This is a genomic window from Stenotrophomonas maltophilia (assembly GCF_047782825.1).
GTDB lineage: Bacteria > Pseudomonadota > Gammaproteobacteria > Xanthomonadales > Xanthomonadaceae > Stenotrophomonas.
In genome coordinates, this window is record NZ_CP180589.1 from 1,493,437 (window position 1) to 1,512,099 (window position 18,663).

The 18,663-nt window shown below is 66.6% G+C and carries 19 protein-coding genes; 4 read left to right on the forward strand and 15 right to left on the reverse strand.

All coding sequences use genetic code 11. From position 1 onward, the window contains the following. Positions 1 to 16: 16 nt before the first annotated feature. Positions 17 to 694: a protein-L-isoaspartate(D-aspartate) O-methyltransferase gene (locus ACM2ZB_RS06860; RefSeq protein ID WP_313441928.1), complete on the reverse strand. Its 678-nt coding sequence runs from the start codon at positions 692 to 694 to the stop codon at positions 17 to 19. Beyond that, complete coding sequence (gene surE / locus ACM2ZB_RS06865; RefSeq protein ID WP_032130121.1) at positions 691 to 1,470, reverse strand: 5'/3'-nucleotidase SurE; 780 nt, start codon at positions 1,468 to 1,470, stop codon at positions 691 to 693. Before surE ends, ACM2ZB_RS06860 begins: the two co-directional genes overlap by 4 nt. Positions 1,471 to 1,679: 209 nt before the next feature. Here surE and ACM2ZB_RS06870 point away from each other — a divergent pair, with 209 nt between their 5' ends. Next, a complete protein-coding gene (locus ACM2ZB_RS06870) occupies positions 1,680 to 2,219 on the forward strand; it encodes a Smr/MutS family protein (RefSeq protein ID WP_313441926.1) in 540 nt (179 codons plus the stop codon). Positions 2,220 to 2,591: 372 nt separating this feature from the next. On the opposite strand, the gene truD is transcribed toward ACM2ZB_RS06870, so the two are convergent. The 10 genes from truD to ACM2ZB_RS06920 all read right to left on the reverse strand — a co-directional run bounded on the left by truD (position 2,592) and on the right by ACM2ZB_RS06920 (position 10,561). Continuing rightward, positions 2,592 to 3,623 (reverse strand): tRNA pseudouridine(13) synthase TruD, encoded by a 1,032-nt coding sequence (gene truD / locus ACM2ZB_RS06875; RefSeq protein ID WP_416057938.1) that lies wholly within the window; start codon positions 3,621 to 3,623, stop codon positions 2,592 to 2,594. Then, positions 3,620 to 4,117, reverse strand: coding sequence for a 2-C-methyl-D-erythritol 2,4-cyclodiphosphate synthase (gene ispF / locus ACM2ZB_RS06880; protein ID WP_416057939.1), 498 nt, complete (start codon positions 4,115 to 4,117; stop codon positions 3,620 to 3,622). Before ispF ends, truD begins: the two co-directional genes overlap by 4 nt. A gap of 34 nt (positions 4,118 to 4,151) precedes the next feature. Then, positions 4,152 to 4,850, reverse strand: a complete 699-nt coding sequence (gene ispD / locus ACM2ZB_RS06885) for a 2-C-methyl-D-erythritol 4-phosphate cytidylyltransferase (protein ID WP_416057940.1) — start codon at positions 4,848 to 4,850, stop codon at positions 4,152 to 4,154. Further along, the gene (ftsB, locus tag ACM2ZB_RS06890) at positions 4,847 to 5,197 is read right to left on the reverse strand and encodes a cell division protein FtsB (RefSeq protein ID WP_313441918.1); all 351 of its coding nucleotides are present in this window, start codon (positions 5,195 to 5,197) and stop codon (positions 4,847 to 4,849) included. Before ftsB ends, ispD begins: the two co-directional genes overlap by 4 nt. Positions 5,198 to 5,201: 4 nt before the next feature. Then, positions 5,202 to 6,494 carry a phosphopyruvate hydratase gene (gene eno / locus ACM2ZB_RS06895; protein ID WP_313441916.1) on the reverse strand — a complete coding sequence of 431 codons (1,293 nt, stop codon included), beginning with the start codon at positions 6,492 to 6,494 and terminating at the stop codon, positions 5,202 to 5,204. Positions 6,495 to 6,547: 53 nt separating this feature from the next. Further along, positions 6,548 to 6,868: a hypothetical protein gene (locus ACM2ZB_RS06900; protein WP_416057941.1), complete on the reverse strand. Its 321-nt coding sequence runs from the start codon at positions 6,866 to 6,868 to the stop codon at positions 6,548 to 6,550. 121 nt (positions 6,869 to 6,989) lie between these two features. Then, positions 6,990 to 7,346: a hypothetical protein gene (locus ACM2ZB_RS06905; protein ID WP_416057942.1), complete on the reverse strand. Its 357-nt coding sequence runs from the start codon at positions 7,344 to 7,346 to the stop codon at positions 6,990 to 6,992. Further along, positions 7,343 to 8,173, reverse strand: a complete 831-nt coding sequence (kdsA, locus tag ACM2ZB_RS06910; RefSeq protein WP_079221430.1) for a 3-deoxy-8-phosphooctulonate synthase — start codon at positions 8,171 to 8,173, stop codon at positions 7,343 to 7,345. Before kdsA ends, ACM2ZB_RS06905 begins: the two co-directional genes overlap by 4 nt. 88 nt (positions 8,174 to 8,261) lie before the next feature. Continuing rightward, entirely contained in the window at positions 8,262 to 9,926 is a 1,665-nt protein-coding gene (locus ACM2ZB_RS06915; RefSeq protein WP_416057943.1) for a CTP synthase, read from the reverse strand. A gap of 398 nt (positions 9,927 to 10,324) precedes the next feature. Further along, complete coding sequence (locus ACM2ZB_RS06920) at positions 10,325 to 10,561, reverse strand: hypothetical protein (RefSeq protein ID WP_313441908.1); 237 nt, start codon at positions 10,559 to 10,561, stop codon at positions 10,325 to 10,327. A gap of 159 nt (positions 10,562 to 10,720) precedes the next feature. On the opposite strand from ACM2ZB_RS06920, the gene parE reads away from it, so the two are divergent. The 3 genes from parE to ACM2ZB_RS06935 all read left to right on the forward strand — a co-directional run bounded on the left by parE (position 10,721) and on the right by ACM2ZB_RS06935 (position 14,949). After that, positions 10,721 to 12,610: a DNA topoisomerase IV subunit B gene (gene parE / locus ACM2ZB_RS06925; protein WP_416057944.1), complete on the forward strand. Its 1,890-nt coding sequence runs from the start codon at positions 10,721 to 10,723 to the stop codon at positions 12,608 to 12,610. A 154-nt stretch (positions 12,611 to 12,764) separates the two neighbouring features. After that, a complete protein-coding gene (locus ACM2ZB_RS06930) occupies positions 12,765 to 13,343 on the forward strand; it encodes a GNAT family N-acetyltransferase (RefSeq protein WP_416057945.1) in 579 nt (192 codons plus the stop codon). Between the two features lie 109 nt (positions 13,344 to 13,452). Next, the gene (locus tag ACM2ZB_RS06935) at positions 13,453 to 14,949 is read left to right on the forward strand and encodes a S10 family peptidase (RefSeq protein ID WP_416057946.1); all 1,497 of its coding nucleotides are present in this window, start codon (positions 13,453 to 13,455) and stop codon (positions 14,947 to 14,949) included. Between the two features lie 483 nt (positions 14,950 to 15,432). Here ACM2ZB_RS06935 and ACM2ZB_RS06940 read toward each other — a convergent pair. From ACM2ZB_RS06940 to ACM2ZB_RS06950, 3 genes are all read right to left on the reverse strand, one after another. After that, a protein-coding gene (locus ACM2ZB_RS06940; protein WP_416057947.1) for an IS3 family transposase occupies positions 15,433 to 16,667 on the reverse strand; the annotation gives its coding sequence in 2 pieces (ribosomal slippage) (positions 15,433 to 16,316 and positions 16,316 to 16,667; 1,236 coding nt in all). Positions 16,668 to 16,822: 155 nt separating this feature from the next. Then, positions 16,823 to 17,944 (reverse strand): inorganic phosphate transporter, encoded by a 1,122-nt coding sequence (locus tag ACM2ZB_RS06945; RefSeq protein WP_006431323.1) that lies wholly within the window; start codon positions 17,942 to 17,944, stop codon positions 16,823 to 16,825. A gap of 13 nt (positions 17,945 to 17,957) precedes the next feature. Further along, positions 17,958 to 18,584 carry a DUF47 domain-containing protein gene (locus tag ACM2ZB_RS06950; RefSeq protein WP_006431321.1) on the reverse strand — a complete coding sequence of 209 codons (627 nt, stop codon included), beginning with the start codon at positions 18,582 to 18,584 and terminating at the stop codon, positions 17,958 to 17,960. Positions 18,585 to 18,663: the final 79 nt, after the last annotated feature.

Consider the following 18,663-nt stretch of genomic DNA (forward strand, 5'->3'; position numbering starts at 1 on the left):
ACCCTGCTCCGTGGATTCAATCGAGCATGCCAGACAGCAGCGGCACGAAGGTGACCGGTGCCAGCACGCGTTGTTCGATGCTGCCGTCAGCCTTGCGGTCCAGCTGCACCAGCGACTGCGCGCCGGGGCCGCCTACCGGGGCCACCAGGCGGCCGCCAACGGCCAGCTGCTCGACCAGGGCATCGACCAGGGCCGGTGCCGCAGCGGTCACCACGATGGCATCGAACGGACCATGTTCGGCCCAGCCAACGCGCCCGTCGTCATGCTTGGTGCGGATGTTCATGCCCAGCGCCCGGAAGCGCTTGCGGGCCTGGCGCAGCAGGTCGCCGATACGCTCGACGGTATACACCTCCAGGCCCAGCGCGCCGAGCACGGCGGCCTGGTAGCCCGAGCCGGTGCCGACTTCCAGCACCTTCTTCGGCGCACCCTGCAGCACCGCCTCGGTCATCCGCGCCACTACCCAGGGCTGGGAGATGGTCTGGCCGTGGCCGATCGGCAGCGCGGTGTCTTCGTAAGCGCGCGAGGCCAGGGCCTCGTCGATGAACAGATGACGCGGCACCACCCGGATCGCATTCAGCGTGGACTCGTCGACAATGCCGGCTTCGCGCAGGCGGTCGACCAGGCGGTCGCGCACACGCTGCGACGTCATGCCGATACCGACCGCTTCCGGTTGCAGGCGCAGGCGCGGGCTCATGCCGGCTGGTCCAGCGCGGCACTGAGGCCACCAACCCAGCTGGCCACCTTCTCCAGCGCCTGGTAGCGGGTCAGGTCGACCTGGATGGGGGTGATCGAGATATGCCCGGTGCGCACGGCGTGGAAATCGGTGCCGGGGCCGGAATCCTGCTCGCGGCCGGCCGGGCCGATCCAGTACACCTCGTTGCCGCGCGGGTCCTTCTGCGCAATGCAGCCTTCGGCGCGGTGGCGGTTGCCCAGGCGGGTCACTTCGAAGCCCTTGACCTCGCCCCAGGGCAGGTCGGGCACATTGACGTTGAGGATGGTGTCGGCGGGCAGCGGATCGGCCTTGAGGCGGGCGACGATTTCCACGGCGGCGCGTGCAGCGGTTTCGAAATGCTTCGGGTCGTGGTTGCGGGTGACCAGGGACACGGCCACGGCCGGCAGGCCCAGGAAGCGACCTTCCATCGCCGCCGAGACCGTGCCCGAATAGATCACGTCGTCGCCGAGATTGGCGGCGTTGTTGATGCCGGACACGACAATGTCGGGCTCGAACTCGAGCAGGCCGGTCAGTGCCAGGTGCACGCAGTCGGTGGGCGTGCCGGCCACCGAGACGGTGTAATGGTCGATGCGTTTGAGCCGGATCGGCAGATCCAGGGTCAGCGAATTGCTGGCGCCGGAACGATCGCGGTCGGGTGCGACCACCGTCACTTCGTGGCCGGCCTCGCGCAGCACCGAGGCAAGCATCCGGATGCCTGCGGCGTCGACGCCGTCGTCGTTACTGACCAGGATACGCATCTTCGATTTAACCGCTTGATTTTCCAAGAATTCGATTCCGTCACCTTGTCACGTGGGCGGGACCGGCGGCGGCCCTGTCGGGAACCGGCGATCTCGCAAGTGCGCCGGCTATTGTGCCGCAAGCCGGCCGCCGGTCCTACCCTGCCAGTGGTGATGGGCGTCATCGAAACGACATAGGCAGACCCGCGAAGGCGGTTTACCCTGTGCGCATGTCGCACCCTGAAGATGAAGATCCGGCCGCTTTGTTCCGCGCGGCCATCGGCGAAGTGAAGCCGCTGCGCAAGGAAGTCGAGCCGGCACCCGCCGCGCCGCGACCGAAGCCGCGCGCGCGCATGGCCGAACGCGACGAAGCCGAGGCCGCGGGTGAGTTCGCCCGCCTGCTGCGCGACAGCAGCCCGCTGGAAGCCGGCGACACCGCCAGCTACCGCCGCGACAACCTGCCGCCGCGCATGTTCCAGCGGTTGAAGCGCGGCCAGTATTCGGTGCAGGACGAACTGGACCTGCATGGCGCGACTGCGGCCCAGGCTGAGGCGATGCTGCGTCAGTTCCTGCTGGAAGCGCACGCGCACGAGTACGGCTGCGTGCGCATCATCCACGGCAAGGGCCTGCAGTCCGATGGTGGCGCGCCGGTGCTGAAGAATCTGGTCGACCGCCTGCTGCGGCTGCGCAATGACGTGCTGGCCTTCCATTCGGCACCGACCGGCCAGGGCGGCACCGGCGCAGTGCTTGTGTTGCTGGCGCGGCGCTGATCCCCTCATCCACGCATGGCGTGGATCTACTAGCCACCCGGGCCCTCATCCACGCGTGGCGTGGATCTACGGACCATGCGGCGCCCTCATCCACGCGTGGCGTGGATCTACGAACCATGCGGCGCCCTCATCCACGCATGGCGTGGATCTACGAATCACGCGGCGGCCCTCATCCACGCATGGCGTGGATCTACGAACGATGCGGCGGTCCTCATCCACGCATGGCGTGGATCTACTAGCCGCCCGGCCCTCATCCACGCGTGGCGTGGATCTACGACCCGGCGCGGCGGTTTCTGTCCACCCACCGCGTGGATCCATGCGATGCCGCAGTAGATCCACGCCATGCGTGGATACCCCAACCCCGCCCGCCTGTCAGGCCTGCGAGGCGTCTTCGACCGGGCCGAGTTCGTGCAGCACGGCGGTGGCGTAGCAGCCCGGCGGCAGCGCGAACGACAGTTCCAGCACGTCAGCGGCCAGCCACTGGTGCTGCAGCAGCGCGGGGCGCAGGCGCAGGGCACGGCGCTCCTGCTTCAGGCGCGCGCCTTCCAGGCCTGCGCGCAGTGCCTGCGATTGCTCATCGTCCAGTGCGGCCAGTTCCAGTGCGCGGGCGGCATCGGCGCTGCGCAGTTCGCCTTCGCCCCACAGCGGTGCGCTGGGGTGGATATCGAAGCGCGCCAGGCGTTCGGCCAGCACGTCGGTGTACGGCTCAGGGCCGAACACGCTGCGGCTGCCGTCCAGCATCCACACCTCGCCATCCAGCGGCTGGTCCCAGCTGCCCTGCTCCACCCGCGCGGCCAGCACGCGATTGAACAGCGCCGAGCGCGCGGCCGACAGCAGCAGCGAGCGCTGGTCCTGGCGCATGCGGCGCCCGGCAAACATCGCCAGCGCCGCCGGCACGTTGCCGCCGTCGCGGCCAAAGCGCTGTTCGCCGAACCAGTTCGGCAGGCCGCGCCCGGCGATCTGCTGCAGGCGTGCATTGATCGCCGCCGCATCGCCCTGCACATCACGCAGCACCAGCTTGAAACGGTTGCCGGCCAGTGCACCGCGCTGCAGCTTGCGGTTGTGCCAGGTCGCGTCGATCACTTCCAGTTCATCGCTGGCCAGCAGCGCAAGATCCGGGGCCACACGCTTGGGCAGATGCACGCTGAAACGCTGGGTGGTGACCGCGTTTCGATCCTTCATGCCGGCGTAGCTGACACCCATTTCCGGCAGGCCGGCCCACTTCGCCAGCACCTTGGCCACGTGCACCGTGTTGGCACCGCGCTTGCGGATGTGCAGCAGCAGGTGCTCACCTTCGCCGGTGGCCTCGAAGGCGGGCAGCTCATCCACCTGGAAATCTTCCGGTGTGCTGCGGATGCGCGCGCTCAGCAGCGGCGCGCCAAAGGCCAGTGGTAACGGAATCATGCCGCCACCAGCAGTACCACCGCCTGCGCGGCGATGCCTTCGCCACGGCCGGTGAAGCCAAGCTTTTCCGAGGTGGTGGCCTTGACGCTGACCGCATCCAGCGGCAGCTGCAGCAGCCCGCCGATGCGTTCGCGCATGGCCAGCGCATGCGGGCCCACCTTGGGCCGCTCGCAGATGACGGTGATGTCGGTGTTGCCGACGCGCCAGCCGCGCTCGCGCAGCAGGCTGTCGCAATGGCGGACGAAATCGCTGCTGTCCGCGCCCTTCCAGCGGTCGTCGCTGGGCGGGAAGTGCTGGCCGATATCGCCCAGCGCGATGCCGCCGAGCATGGCGTCGCACAGCGCGTGCAGGATGACGTCGCCATCGCTGTGGGCCAGCACGCCGCAGCTGTGCGCCACGCGGATGCCTCCCAGCATGATGTGGTCGCCTTCACCGAAGGCATGGACGTCGTAGCCCTGGCCGATGCGGACGGGCGGGAACGGAGCAGTGCTCATGGATGCAACCCTTGCAGCTGGGCCGCGCGGGCGGTCAGCCGGCGCGGCGGGAAAGTACGAATTCGAAACGGTCCAGGTCGGCCGGGGTGGTGACCTTGAAATTGTCCTCGCTGCCTTCCACCAGCAGCGGGCGCTGGCCCTGGCGCTCCATGGCCATGGCTTCGTCGGTGACTTCAACCCCGGCGGCCGCGGCTTCGGCCAGCGCGCGGGCGAGCTGGTGGCGACGGAACAGCTGCGGCGTCAACGCGCGCCAGAGACGCTCGCGCGGCTCGGTGCCATCGATGCCACCGTCATCACCAGCGCGCTTGAGGGTATCGCGCACGGGGGCGGCGAGAATCGCACCGACCGGATCGGCCCGCCCCACTTCCAGCAGGCGGCCCAGATCGGCCGACGACAGGTTGGGCCGGGCAGCATCGTGCACCAGCACGAACTCGTCGGCGCGCACACTGTCGGGCAGCGCCTGCAGCCCGGCCAGCACCGAAGCGGCACGGGTGGCCCCGCCCACGCAGGTCAGCACCGGCTTGCCGGCCCATTCGGTCCAGCCCGGCCAGTCGGCGTCGTCCTGGCCGATGACCACCATCGTGCCAGCCACCGCCGGGTGCGCCAGCAGCGCATCCAGGGTGTGGGCGAGCAGCATCTGCCCGCCCGCCTGCAGGTACTGCTTGGGCAGCGGTGCGCCGAAACGGGTGCCACGACCGGCGGCCGGAACGACCACCCAGATGGCCGCGCTCATGGCACGTCCGCCGGGTGATCGCCGACCTGCGCGGCCGCCGGGGCGGCCTGCGCCGGACGGACCGGCGCATCCTCCACCACGCGGTAGAACTTCTCGCCGGGCTTGATCATGCCCAGCTCGCTGCGCGCACGTTCTTCGATGGCGGCCTGGCCTTCCTTGAGGTCCTTCACTTCAGCAGCCAGCGCATCGTTGCGCTGCTGCAGACCTTCATTGTCGCGCTCCTGGTTGGCGACCTGGGCTTCGAGCGTCATCACTTCACCCGAATTGCCCGGGCCGAACCAGAAACGGTACTGCAGCCATGCCAGCAGCAGGGCCAGCAGCAACAGCAGCCAGCGCCAATCGCGCATGGGCTCAGCGCTTCAGCGACACGAACGCGTCACGACCGGCGTAACGCGCGCTGGCGCCGAGGGCTTCCTCGATGCGCAGCAGCTGGTTGTACTTGGCCACGCGGTCGCTGCGGCACAGCGAGCCGGTCTTGATCTGGGTGGCGGTGGTGGCCACCGAGATGTCGGCGATGGTGGTGTCTTCGGTTTCGCCCGAACGGTGCGAGACCACGGCGGCGTAGCCGGCGCGGTCGGCCATGGCGATCGCTTCCAGGGTTTCGCTGAGGGTGCCGATCTGGTTGACCTTGATCAGGATCGCGTTGGCGGTGCCCGAGTCGATGCCTTCCTGGAAGATCTTCGGGTTGGTCACGAACAGGTCGTCGCCGACCAGCTGCACCTTCTTGCCGATGCGGTCGGTCAGCAGCTTCCAGCCGGCCCAGTCGTTCTCGGCCAGGCCGTCTTCAATCGTGATGATCGGGTACTGGGCAGCCCAGTCAGCCAGGAAATCGACGAACTGTTCGGAGGTCAGGCGCTTGTTCTCGCCCACCAGGTTGTACTTGCCGTTCTCGAAGAATTCGCTGGAGGCCACGTCCAGGCCCAGCAGCACGTCTTCACCGGCGGTGTAGCCGGCCTTGCCGATGGCTTCCAGGATGGTGTCCAGCGCTTCGACGTTGCTGCGGAAGTCCGGAGCGAAGCCGCCTTCGTCACCGACGGCGGTGCTCAGGCCGTGGCCCTTCAGCACCGACTTCAGCGAATGGAAGATCTCGGTGCCGGCGCGCAGCGCTTCGGAGAACGAGGTGAAGCCGACCGGCAGCACCATGAATTCCTGGAAGTCGACGTTGTTGTCGGCATGGGCGCCGCCGTTGATGATGTTCATCATCGGCACCGGCAGCGACGGGGTCGCGCCGGTCTTGGCGGCCAGGTACTGCCACAGCGCCTGCTTGCTGGAGGCGGCGGCAGCGTGCGCGGCGGCCATGGAAACACCCAGCAGCGCGTTGGCGCCCAGGCGACCCTTGTTCTCGGTGCCGTCCAGATCGATCAGGCGACGGTCCAGGCCGGCCTGGTCGGTGGCTTCAACGCCCTTCAGCGCGTTGGCAATGGCGCCGTTGACGTTCTCGACGGCCTTGCGCACGCCCTTGCCCAGGTAACGGGTCTTGTCGCCGTCACGCAGCTCCACCGCTTCCTTGGTGCCGGTCGAGGCGCCGGAGGGAACCGCGGCGCGACCGAACGAACCGTCCTCCAGGATGACTTCGGCTTCCAGCGTGGGGTTGCCACGGCTGTCGAGGATTTCACGGGCGTGGATGCTGCGGATCGTACTCATGGTCGGGCCGGTTACCTGTATGGAGAGGGGGCGACAAAACGGATGCCGCGTGATTATCCCCGGCTGCCCGTCACTTGCCAAATGGTGTAGCTGGCCACGACCGGATCATGGCCCTGCAGCAGCATCGGCACGGCGATCACCAGCCCCAGCAGGGCCAGCAGCAGGGCGGCCACGGCGGCCATCACTCGCCCGCGCCGCGAGCGCCAGGCCAATACCGAGGCCACGCCACTGCCCAGCCCCGCCACCACCAGTACCCCCATGGCAGCCATCAGGGCCGTGTGCACCGATTGCAGCGCGTGGCTGCCATCACCGGGCGAGCCTACGGCTGAGAGAAACAGCAGCAGACCGCCCAGCAGGGCAGCCCAGGCAAGCACGGCAAGGCCGAGCGCACAAGCGCCCCAAGGCCACGGTCGGCGCGGCAGGCGCGCGGAAGAGGTCGGGCTCATCGTATGAATGGGTACCGCATGAATGGGCGCAGCGCGCGCAGGCGAACGATCAGAGCTGGGCAAGGATGGCCCAGGCCAGCAGCAGGGTGGGCACGGCCAGCAGCAGCGAGGCCAGCCCGGCGGCGCGGCGCGCGCGATGCAGCCGCCAGCCCAGCACGGCGCTTGCAGCACTTCCGGCATACATCACCGCGGCCGCGCACAGGGACACGTTGAACATCGTGGCCTGCCAGCGCGGTGCGGCGCCATCGCCGGGCATGCGCGTGCCGGCAGCGCCCAGCAGCACCATGTAACCGAACGCGACCCAGGTGAGCAGCCCCAGCGCCAGCGCCACCCAGCCCCACGGCCAGTTGCGCCAATGCCGCCGGCGACGCTGGGCTTCCAGCGCCGCCCACGGGTCAAGACTCACGCGAAGCGCGAGAAGCCGTGCTTCTTGGTCACCGCATCGAGCTCCATCAGGGTCTCCAGCAGCGCTTCCATCTGGTCCAGCGGCCACGCATTGGGGCCATCGGACAGCGCCTTGGACGGGTCCGGATGGGTTTCGGCGAACAGGCCGGAAATACCCACCGCCACCGCGGCACGCGCCAGCACCGGCACATGCTCGCGCTGGCCACCGGAACTGGTGCCCTGCCCGCCCGGCAGCTGCACCGAATGGGTGGCATCGAACACCACCGGGCAGCCGGTGTCACGCATCACCGCCAGCGAACGCATGTCGCTGACCAGGTTGTTGTAGCCGAAGCTGGCACCACGCTCGCAGACCATGATCTGCTCGTTGCCGGTGGACTTGGCCTTCTCCACGACCGGCTTCATGTCCCACGGCGCCAGGAACTGGCCCTTCTTGATGTTGACCGGCTTGCCGGCGGCGCACACCTTGCGGATGAAATCGGTCTGGCGGACCAGGAAGGCCGGGGTCTGCAGCACGTCCACCACCGAGGCCACCTCGTCCATCGGGGTGTACTCATGCACGTCGGTCAGCACCGGCACGCCGATCTGCTTCTTCACTTCGGCCAGCACCTTCAGGCCCTCTTCCATGCCCGGGCCGCGGAAGGCGGTGCCCGAGGTGCGGTTGGCCTTGTCGAAGCTCGACTTGAAGATGAAGTTGACGCCGAGGCGGTCGGTGATCTCCTTCAGCTTGCCGGCGGTATCGAGCTGCAGCTGCATCGACTCGATCACGCAGGGGCCGGCGATCAGGAACAGGGGCTGGTCCAGCCCGACCTCGAATCCACACAGTTTCATGGCGTTTCCTTGTTGTCCGCTGCGCCGGCCGGGCCGGCGCGCTGGGGTTGAAGCATGCAGGATGGGGGCCGAAGCCCCCCTTCACAAGTCAGGCGCGGGCTTCGGACAGCAGCGCGCCACCGGCCTTGCGCTCACGCGCGGCACGGATGAAGCCGATGAACAGCGGGTGGCCATCGCGCGGGGTGGACAGGAACTCCGGGTGCGCCTGGCAGGCCAGGAACCACGGGTGCGCGTCACGCGGCAGTTCGACCACTTCCACCAGGGTGTCGTCCATCGACTTGCCCGAGATCACCAGGCCGGCATCTTCCAGCTGGGTGCGGTAGCGGTTGTTGAACTCGTAGCGGTGGCGGTGGCGCTCGGCCACCACGTCCTTGCCGTACAGCTCGCGGGCCAGGGTGCCCGGCTTCAGGCGCTGCTCCTGCAGGCCCAGGCGCATGGTGCCGCCCAGGTCGCTCTTGTCGTCACGCTTCTCGACATCGCCGGTGGCGGTGCGCCACTCGGTGATCAGGCCGATGACCGGGTCCGGCGACTGGCGGTCGTTCTCGGTGCTGTTGGCCTGCTCCAGGCCCAGCACGTGGCGGGCATAGTCGACCACCGCAGCCTGCATGCCGTAGCAGATGCCGAAGTACGGCACGCTGTTCTGGCGGGCGAACTGCGAGGTCAGCACCTTGCCTTCGAAACCACGGTCACCGAAACCGCCCGGCACCAGGATGCCATCGACATCGGCCAGCGCGGCCATGTCGGTGCCTTCCAGATCCTGCGCTTCCAGCCACTTCAGGTTGACCTTGGTGCGCTGGCGCAGGCCCCCGTGCTTGAGGGCTTCGCCGACCGACTTGTAGGCATCCTGGTGGTCGACGTACTTGCCGACCACGGCGATGGTCACTTCATCCAGCGGGTGCAGGGTCGCATCCACCGCGTCTTCCCACATCGACAGATCGACCGGGCCGACCTTGTCGGCCAGCTTCAGCTGGTTGACCACGATCTCGTCCAGGCCCTGCGCGTGCAGGCCCGACGGAATGCGGTACAGCACATCCACGTCCGGCACGCTGATGACGGCGCGCTCGGAGACGTTGGTGAACTGGGCGATCTTGCGGCGCTCCGAATCCGGCACAGCCTGTTCGGAGCGGCACAGCAGCACGTCCGGCTGGATGCCGATCGAGCGCAGTTCCTTCACCGAGTGCTGGGTCGGCTTGGTCTTCAGCTCACCGGCGGCGCCGATGTACGGCACCAGGGTGAGGTGCATGAACAACGCCTTCTCCGGGCCGCGTTCGGTACGCACCTGGCGGATCGCCTCCAGGAACGGCAACGACTCGATGTCACCCACGGTGCCGCCGATCTCGACCAGGGCCACGTCGTAGCCTTCGGTGGCTTCGTCGATGCAGCGACGGATTTCATCGGTGATGTGCGGGATGACCTGCACGGTTGCACCCAGGTAATCGCCGCGGCGCTCCTTGCGGATGACGTTCTCGTAGATGCGGCCGGTGGTGACCGAGTTCTTGCGGCTCAGGCGGGTACGCACGAAGCGCTCGTAGTGGCCCAGGTCGAGGTCGGTCTCGGCGCCGTCGTCGGTGACGTAGACCTCGCCGTGCTGGAACGGGCTCATGGTACCCGGGTCGACGTTGATGTACGGGTCGAGCTTCATCATCGTGACCTTCAGGCCACGCGCTTCAAGAATGGCGGCCAGTGACGCAGCGGCAATACCTTTGCCGAGCGAGGACACCACGCCGCCGGTTACGAAAATCAAGGGAGTCATGGCTGCAAGCATCCTGTCTGGAAATGGAAAACGGCAGCGCCACGCCTGCCCGAGGGGCGGGCGTGGAGCAGAAAGGGGGTTTTCCGGTTCGCTGGGGCAGCGAGGGAGGTGCGGGGCCGGTCGGCGGCAGGCGCCTGACGGGGACCATCGTGCGAGGTCGGGGCGGCCGTGCCGGTCAATTCGACCGTCACCTGCGACCCGCATTGCTGGAGGCCACGCATGGCCGGTCCAGCCCATTCGCAAATGGTGGACACGCACTACTCCCGGAAAGCCATAGTTTACAGATAGATGGCCGCCAACCCAAGGGGCAGATGGCGTCACCGATAAAAGAAAACGCCCCGCACTGCGGGGCGTTCAGGGGCCGGAGCCTTGCGGCAGCAGCCTCGGCGGCGGAAGCCTTACTTCTTCTTTCGGGCCTCTTCCTCTTCTTCCTGCTGCGGCACCGGCTGGCCCTTGGCCTTCATTTCGGCACTGGCCTGGGCACGGCGCTTGGCCTTGGCGTCGGCTTCGGACTGCGCGGCCTTGTCAGCCTGGTCGCCCTGCTGCGGGGCCGGCTGGCCTGCGTTCTGCGCCATCACCAGCGGCACTGCAACGGCGGCAGCGGCCAGGATCGCAATGGTCAGCAACTTCTTCATGGAGTCCTCCTCGCGGTATGGCTTGGACATGGGGGCGCCGGCGTTCAGATTCCAGCGGCTGCCATTTTACCCCCTCCCCGGCGCCGAGGCTGAACCGCAGGCGTGCAAAATCCCCGTCCACACCGCACACTTGCGCGTCGCTCCGCGCTTTGAAGATAGATGAACGCACGCTATAACGCCGCCGATATTGAAGTCCTGTCCGGCCTGGACCCGGTCAAGCGCCGTCCTGGCATGTATACCGACACCGCGCGCCCGAACCACCTGGCGCAGGAAGTGATCGACAACTCGGTGGACGAGGCCCTGGCTGGCCACGCCCGCTCGATCGAGATCACCCTGTACAAGGACGGCAGCGTGGAGGTCAGCGATGACGGCCGTGGCATGCCGGTGGACATCCACCCGGAAGAAAAGATCCCCGGCGTCGAGCTGATCCTGACCCGCCTGCATGCCGGCGGCAAATTCAGCAACAACAACTACACCTTCTCCGGCGGCCTGCACGGCGTCGGCGTCAGCGTGGTCAACGCGCTGTCGACCCTGGTGGAAGTGCACATCAAGCGCGAAGGTGCCGAGCACCGCATCACCTTCCGCAACGGCGACCGCGCCACCCCGCTGGAAGTGGTCGGCAGCGTCGGCAAGAAGAACACCGGTACCCGCGTGCGCTTCTGGCCGGACCCGAAGTACTTCGATACGCCCAAGTTCGCCGTGCGCGCGCTCAAGCACCTGCTGCGCGCCAAGGCCGTGCTGTGCCCGGGCCTGACCGTGAAGCTGACCGACGAAGCCACCGGTGAAGTCGATACCTGGTACTACGAAGACGGCCTGCGCGATTACCTGAAGCTGGAACTGGGCGAACGCGAGATGCTGCCGGCCGACCTGTTCGTGGGCAGCCTGAAGAAGGACACCGAGATCGTTGACTGGGCCGTGGCCTGGCTGCCGGAAGGCGAGCTGGTGCAGGAAAGCTACGTCAACCTGATTCCCACCGCCCAGCACGGCACCCACGTCAACGGCCTGCGCACCGGCCTGACCGAGGCGCTGCGTGAGTTCTGCGACTTCCGCAATCTGCTGCCGCGTGGCGTCAAGCTGGCCCCGGAAGACGTCTGGGACCGCGTGTCGTTCGTGCTGTCGCTGAAGATGACCGACCCGCAGTTCAGTGGCCAGACCAAGGAACGCCTGTCCTCGCGCCAGGCCGCAGGCTTCATCGAAGGCGCCGCCCACGATGCCTTCAGCCTGCTGCTGAACCAGAACGTGGACCTGGGCGAGAAGATCGCGCAGATCGCCATCGAGCGCGCCAGTGCGCGCCTGAAGACCGAAAAGCTGGTCGTCCGCAAGAAGGTCACCCAGGGCCCTGCCCTGCCCGGCAAGCTGGCCGACTGCATCAGCCAGGACCTGTCGCGCACCGAACTGTTCCTGGTGGAAGGTGACTCGGCAGGCGGCAGCGCCAAGCAGGCACGCGACAAGGACTTCCAGGCGATCCTGCCGCTGCGCGGCAAGATCCTCAACACCTGGGAAGTGTCCTCCAACAGCGTGCTGGCCTCCGAAGAAGTGCACAACCTGGCCGTGGCCATCGGCTGCGACCCGGGCAAGGAAGACATCGCCGGCCTGCGCTACGGCAAGGTGGTGATCCTGGCCGACGCCGACTCGGACGGCCTGCATATCGCCACCCTGCTCACCGCACTGTTCCTCAAGCACTTCCCGGCGCTGGTCGATGCCGGCCACGTGTTCGTGGCGATGCCGCCGCTGTTCCGCATCGACGTGGGCAAGCAGGTGTTCTACGCCCTGGACGAGGAAGAAAAGCGCTCGATGCTGGACAAGATCGAACGCGAGAAGATCAAGGGCGCGATCAACGTCACCCGCTTCAAGGGCCTGGGCGAGATGAATCCGCCGCAGCTGCGCGAGTCGACCATCCACCCCGATACGCGCCGCCTGGTGCAGCTGACCGTGGACGACGGCGAACAGACCCGCTCGCTGATGGACATGCTGCTGGCCAAGAAGCGCGCGTCTGATCGCAAGGGCTGGCTGGAATCGAAGGGCGACCTGGCTTCGCTGGAAGCCTGATCGCCAGCAGCCCTTCTGTAGAGCCGAGCCCACGCTCGGCTGCATTCCGCACCGTGCCGGGCAGCCGAGCATCGGCTCGGCTCTACAGACATCACGCCCCCATCGGCAAACCCAGCGGCGCCATAATGCGCGTCTCTCTGCGTGGACCGTCGTATTGGCCAGCCATTCGCTGCTGTTCCCGGGACTGCCGCTGCACAGCGCGCGCCTGGTCCTGAATCCGATCCGCCGCGACGATGCGGCGGCCCTGTTCGCGATCCAGTCCGACCCGGACGTGATGCGGTTCTGGAACCACCCGGCGTGGACGCGACCTGCCGAGGCCCGCGCGCAGATCGACGATGACCTGGCCGCACAGGCCACCGGTACCCAGCTCAAGCTGGCCGTGCGCGAAACACTGGACGGCCCGTTGCTGGGCATCTGCGTGGTGTTCGCCCTGGACCGCGATGCGGCACGTGCCGAGATCGGCTACCTGCTGGCCCCCGACAGACAGGGCCAGGGCTACATGCACGAAGCGCTGCAGCACCTGCTGGACTATCTGTTCCAGACCCTGCGCCTGCACCGCGTGGAAGCCGAGGTCGACCCGCGGAACCGGCCCTCGGCCCATGTGCTTGAACGGCTGGGCTTCCACCTGGAGGGCGTGCTGCGGCAACGCTGGCGCATCCAGGGCGAGTTGTCCGATTCGGCGGTGTACGGCCTGCTGGCCGATGACAACGGGCGCACCACCCTGCCCGCTTGACCGAATCTGGCCGCAACCGGTCCCTGCCGGCAGTCATGCCTTTGGACACATACGGCACGCCGGGCAGCGGCCTAGCATCGGGATTCTCTTCCGCTACCGCTTGGGTGCCATGAAGTCCCTGCTGCACACTGCCGCGCTCTGCGTCGGCCTGCTCGTCGCCCCCGCCTGCGCGCTGGCCGCGCCCGCCGCCAATACCCCGCCCGACACCAAGGACGACAAGACCGAAGCGCCTGCGCTGCCGGCCGACGCCTCCGCACGCCAGAGCATGCGCCTGGGTGGCCGCACCCTGGACTACACCGCCACCGTCGGCACCCTGCCGGTGCGCGATGCGAAGGGCAAGGTGATCGCCGATGTGGTGTTCACGGCCTACACGATGCCGGGCAAGGACCGGCCGGTGACCTTCGCACTCAATGGCGGCCCGGGCGCATCGTCGGTCTACCTCAACATGGGCGCGATCGGGCCCAAGGTGGTCACCTTCGGTTCGGAAGGCGACAGCGCTTCGGCACCGGCCACCCTGCACGACAATCCCGGCACCTGGCTGGACTTCACCGATCTGGTGTTCATCGACCCGGTGGGTACCGGCTTCAGCCGCGCGCGCATCGGCGATGACGAAGCGAAGAAACAGCTGTACAACCCCAGCGCCGACATCGAATACCTGTCGCGCTCGATCTACGACTGGCTGCTGCGCAACCAGCGCATGGGTGCGCGCAAGTACCTGACCGGCGAGAGCTACGGTGGTTACCGCGGCCCGCGCATCACCCACTTCCTGCAGACCCGCCTGGGCGTGGCGATGAACGGCCTGGTGCTGGTGTCGCCGTACCTGAGCCCGACCCTGGAAGACAATGCCGATGTGTCGCCGATGGCGTGGATGCAGACGCTGCCGTCCATCGCGGCCGCGCACCTGGAGCGCCAGGGCAAGCTGACCGACGCGGCGATGCGCGAGGTGGTGGAATATACCCGCGGTGACTACGCCACCGCGCTGATGAAGGGCCGCAGCGACCCGCAGGCGACCGAAGCGATGCTGCGCCGGGTGACCGAGCTGACCGGGCTGGACCCGCAGTTCGTGCGCCGCGCCGGTGGGCGCCTGGAAACCCAGGCGTACCTGCGCGAGGTGTTCCGCGACAAGGGCACGCTGGGCAGCCGTTACGATTCCAACGTAACCGCGTTCGATCCGTTCCCGAACGATCCGGAACAGCGCGCCAACGATCCGCTGCTGGACAGCATCATCGCGCCGACCACCACGGCCATGGTGGACTTCGTGACGCGCGTGGTGGGCTGGAAGGTCGATGCGCGCTACCAGGCGCTGAACTACGACGTGAACCGGCTGTGGGACCGCGGTGGCGAGCTGCGACAGGGGGCGGTGACCCAGCTGCGCCAGGCGGTGGCGATCGATCCTCACCTGCAGGTGCTGATCGTGCATGGCTGGAATGATCTGTCGTGTCCGTTCATGGGGTCGATCCTGACGGTGGACCAGATGCCGGCGATGGGCAGCAACCCGGACCGGGTGCAGGTGCGCAGCTATCCGGGTGGGCATATGTTCTACAGCCGGGCGGACAGCCAGGCGGCGTTCCGGAAGGATGTGCAGGCGCTGTTCCAGCGTAATTGAGGGGTTCGGCCGGGCCTGCGGCCCGGCACCCGCTGACGGCAACGGCAACGTCCAACGTCAAAAGCCGGGTTTCCGTGGATTGGCGGGCCGGGATGGGCAGGCGGGGGACGGCAAAAGCCGCTCCTGCGTGCCTCGTAGAGCGCCTTGCTCGTGTGCGCAATCCTGCGCACACGGCAAGACCGGGGCTGGGCGTCCCGCCCAACCCGCCCGAGGCATGCCTCGGGCCCATGGCGCTCTGCGCCCCCGCCTGCCCATCCCACCCCGCCTTCGACAGTTGGCCGGTGGCCGGTGGTCTGTAGATCCACGCCATGCGTGGATACGGAAAAATGTTCTGCCATGGCCAGTAGATCCACGCCATGCGTGGATACGGAAAAATGATCTGCCATGGCCAGTAGATCCACGCCATGCGTGGATACGGAAAAATGTTCTGCTGACTCGTCCTGCCATAGGTTGACACCTATGGGGTGGATGATCCGGCCGCCGTCAGGCGGCCAAAGACGCCCGATGCATCGCATCGGGCGTCTGCATTTTAAGTGACAGGTGGGGTCGCTCGGCGTTGTAGATCTGCACTGCCTCAGCCGCCATCTGCCGTGCCTGACCCAGGTCCAGTGGGCGATGAAGCAAAAACTCGCATTTGAGGATCCCGTTGATCCGCTCCGCCAGCGCGTTCTGATAGCAGTCGTAGCCGTCGGTCATGGAGCAGGTCAGGCCATGCTTGGCGTGGATGTTCTGGTAGTTGTCCGAGCAGTACTGGATGCCTCGATCCGAATGATGGATCAGACGCTGTCTGGTTTTCCGCGCTTTCAGAGCCATTTCCAATGCTTGTGCGGTGTGTTCGGTCTGCAGCGTCTCATTCACGCTCCAGCCCACGATCTTGCGTGACCAGGCGTCTGTAACCAGGCTCAGGTAAACGAAATTTCCATCTGTGGGCAGATAGGTGATATCCGCGACCCATACCTGTTCACTGCCGGTCGGCGTCACGCATCCCTCGCCCGGTTTAAGCAGGTTCGGGTGCCTCCGGAAGCGGTGATGACTGTTGGTGGTCTTGTGATACGCACGACGGTGCGGCACCAGCTGCCGTGCTTCTCGAAGCACGTCAAATAGACGGTCCCGACCCAGAGCGATTCCCGCCTCCTGCAGCTTCGGTTCAATCAGGTGATGCAGCTTGCGTGTACCGACCCGAGGCTGGCGCGCGCGGCAAGCGCTCACCAGCGCCAAGGCTGTGGCATCAGCAGCGTTTCGCCGCTGATGGCGGTGCCCCGCCTGATAGAACGCCTGCCGACTGATGCCGAAATGGCGGCAAGCCCTTGCCACGCTTATGCCTTTGAGGCGCCTTTGCGTGAGGACTTGCCGGAAGGCTTTTTTACGATTTTCACACCGTAATCCTCTTTGAGGACGTCCACGATCGCCTCGAAGAGCTGCGCCTTCTCGTTTGCTTCCCGCAACTGGACCTGCAGGGCCTTGATCTGTTGTTCCGGCGTAAGCGGCTTGGCCGCTCCGGCTTTGGGGACAGTACTCATGGGAGGGAATGATGCCCCAGCCGACCAATCTTGCCGACCATGCCGACGAAGCCAGGAAAGCACCGTGGTGCGCCCTTGGATCCCATAGCGCTCCTGAGCCTTTTTGTAAGTCAGTTCCCCGCGCTCGACCTGGTCGACCACCGACAACTTGAAGGCCAGCGAGTAATCCCGCTGGCTGCGCCTGACTGTTGATTTCATTGAACATTCCTTTTCCAGAGGGAAAAGGTGTCAACCCAATTCAGGACGGGTCATGCCCACGAAAAAAGCCCGCCGGACTCCGGCGGGCTTTTTCGTTTACCGGGGTCGGATCCCTGTCCCGCAGGGAAAGGGCTCTGACCCCAAGGCCGTTGGCATCAGGTCCAGCCGAACAGCTCGAACAGCTTCAGGATCAGGTACGCGCAGCCGCCGGCGGCGGGGATGGTCAGGATCCAGGCCCAGACGATGCGTTCGATCACGCCGAACTTCAGCGAACGCGGGTTCTTGGCGAAGCCGACGCCCATGATGGCGGTGGAGATGCTGTGGGTGGTCGAAACCGGCATGCCGAAGTGGGCGGCCAGGGTCAGGATGGTGGCCGAGCTGGTCTCCGCGGCGAAGCCGTGGATGGGATGCAGCTTGACCATCTTGTGGCCCAGGGTCTTGATGATCTTCCAGCCGCCCGAGGCGGTACCGGCGGCCATCACTACCGCACAGGTCAGCACGATCCACATCGCGATGCCGTCACCGGCGTGCGCGTCCGGGTGCATGAAGGCCAGCCAGGACGGCAGGTCGTTCAACGCACCGGTGGCTTCGGCACCGATCAGTGTCATGGCGATGATGCCCATGGTCTTCTGCGCGTCGTTGTGGCCGTGGGCGAAGCCCATGTAGGCCGCCGAAGCGATCTGCGCCTTGCCGAAGAACGCATTGACGATGCGCGGACGGGCCAGGCGACCGATGGCGCCACCGATCTTGGCCAGGCCGGCGATCAGGCCCCACAGCAGCACCATCACCACGATGCCGAGCAGGAAACCGGCGATCGGCGAGGTGATCATCGGCACGAACACCTTCCACAGCAGGCCCTTGTTCTGCGCCCAGCTGCCCAGGCGCTCGGACCAGATCAGCGCGTCCCAGTTGTTGTGGGCCGCGGCCAGGCCGGCGCCGCAGAGACCGCCGATCAGCGCGTGCGAGGACGAGGACGGCAGGCCCTTCCACCACGTGATCAGGTTCCAGATGATGCCGCCCAGCAGGGCGCACAGGATCACCTGTGGGGTGACGTCGACCACGTTGGTGTTGAGCAGGCCCGAAGCGATGGTCAGCGCCACCGCGGTACCGGTCAGCGCACCGATGAGGTTCATGAAGGCGGCCAGCATCACCGCCCAGCCGGGCGAGAGCACCTTGGTCGCCACCACGGTGGCAATGGAGTTGGCGGTGTCGTGGAAGCCGTTGATGAACTCGAAGACGAGTGCGGCCAGGATCACCACCAGGACAAGGGTCAACATGCGGCGGCGTCCGTCAGCTGTTCTTCAACACGATCTGGTACGCCACCACGCCGGCCTCGCGGCAACGGTCGATGGCCTTTTCCAGGATCTCGAAGAACTCCTTCAGCAGGAACATCTGCAGGTTGTCCAGGCGGCCCGAATAGATGTCGCGGTACAGCTCCAGCATCAGGCGGTCGGCTTCGTTTTCCAGCGAGCGCAGCTTCTCGTTCAGCGCGGTCATCCGGTCCAGGTTCATGTGGCGCAGGTCGGCCACCATCTCCACCACCACGCTGGCGGCCTGTTCCAGCATCGCCGCGCGCGGCGCGAAGTCGATGTGTTCCAGGTGGGTCGTGGCCAGCGAATAGCGATCGGCGAACTTCTCGATCTGCTTGGGAATCTTGTACAGCGCCGAACCCAGCGCTTCGATGTCCTCGCGCTCGATCGGGGTCATGAAGCTGTCCACCAGCGCCTGGCTGATCTTGTCCGAGGCGGCGCGTTCGCGCAGGCGGGCCAGCTTGAAGGCGTCCAGGGCGGGCTGGCGGTCGGCCTCGCGCAGCATGGAATGCAGTGCCTTGGCGGCGTCGGACGCCGCGACGGCGGCCTCATCAAGCAGGGTGTAGAACTGTTTGCCGGAACCGAAAATGGTCTGCAGAGAGAACATTGAGAAACCTGTCAGCCGTCGCGGGAAGGACGGCACCAGGACGAATTATGACGGCTAGATGACCATTCCGGGTATCCCC

Bases quoted from the DNA above. Each gene is read 5' to 3' on its own strand.
- ispD (WP_416057940.1), bottom strand. From the start codon at position 4,850: ATGAGCGCGGCCATCTGGGTGGTCGTTCCGGCCGCCGGTCGTGGCACC.
- ACM2ZB_RS06920 (WP_313441908.1), bottom strand. From the start codon at position 10,561: ATGAAGAAGTTGCTGACCATTGCGATCCTGGCCGCTGCCGCCGTTGCA.
- ftsB (WP_313441918.1), bottom strand. From the start codon at position 5,197: ATGCGCGATTGGCGCTGGCTGCTGTTGCTGCTGGCCCTGCTGCTGGCA.
- parE (WP_416057944.1), top strand. From the start codon at position 10,721: ATGAACGCACGCTATAACGCCGCCGATATTGAAGTCCTGTCCGGCCTG.
- eno (WP_313441916.1), bottom strand. From the start codon at position 6,494: ATGAGTACGATCCGCAGCATCCACGCCCGTGAAATCCTCGACAGCCGT.
- ACM2ZB_RS06950 (WP_006431321.1), bottom strand. From the start codon at position 18,584: ATGTTCTCTCTGCAGACCATTTTCGGTTCCGGCAAACAGTTCTACACC.
- ACM2ZB_RS06945 (WP_006431323.1), bottom strand. From the start codon at position 17,944: ATGTTGACCCTTGTCCTGGTGGTGATCCTGGCCGCACTCGTCTTCGAG.
- ispF (WP_416057939.1), bottom strand. From the start codon at position 4,117: ATGAGCACTGCTCCGTTCCCGCCCGTCCGCATCGGCCAGGGCTACGAC.
- truD (WP_416057938.1), bottom strand. From the start codon at position 3,623: ATGATTCCGTTACCACTGGCCTTTGGCGCGCCGCTGCTGAGCGCGCGC.
- surE (WP_032130121.1), bottom strand. From the start codon at position 1,470: ATGCGTATCCTGGTCAGTAACGACGACGGCGTCGACGCCGCAGGCATC.
- ACM2ZB_RS06870 (WP_313441926.1), top strand. From the start codon at position 1,680: ATGTCGCACCCTGAAGATGAAGATCCGGCCGCTTTGTTCCGCGCGGCC.
- ACM2ZB_RS06915 (WP_416057943.1), bottom strand. From the start codon at position 9,926: ATGACTCCCTTGATTTTCGTAACCGGCGGCGTGGTGTCCTCGCTCGGC.
- ACM2ZB_RS06935 (WP_416057946.1), top strand. From the start codon at position 13,453: ATGAAGTCCCTGCTGCACACTGCCGCGCTCTGCGTCGGCCTGCTCGTC.
- ACM2ZB_RS06860 (WP_313441928.1), bottom strand. From the start codon at position 694: ATGAGCCCGCGCCTGCGCCTGCAACCGGAAGCGGTCGGTATCGGCATG.
- kdsA (WP_079221430.1), bottom strand. From the start codon at position 8,173: ATGAAACTGTGTGGATTCGAGGTCGGGCTGGACCAGCCCCTGTTCCTG.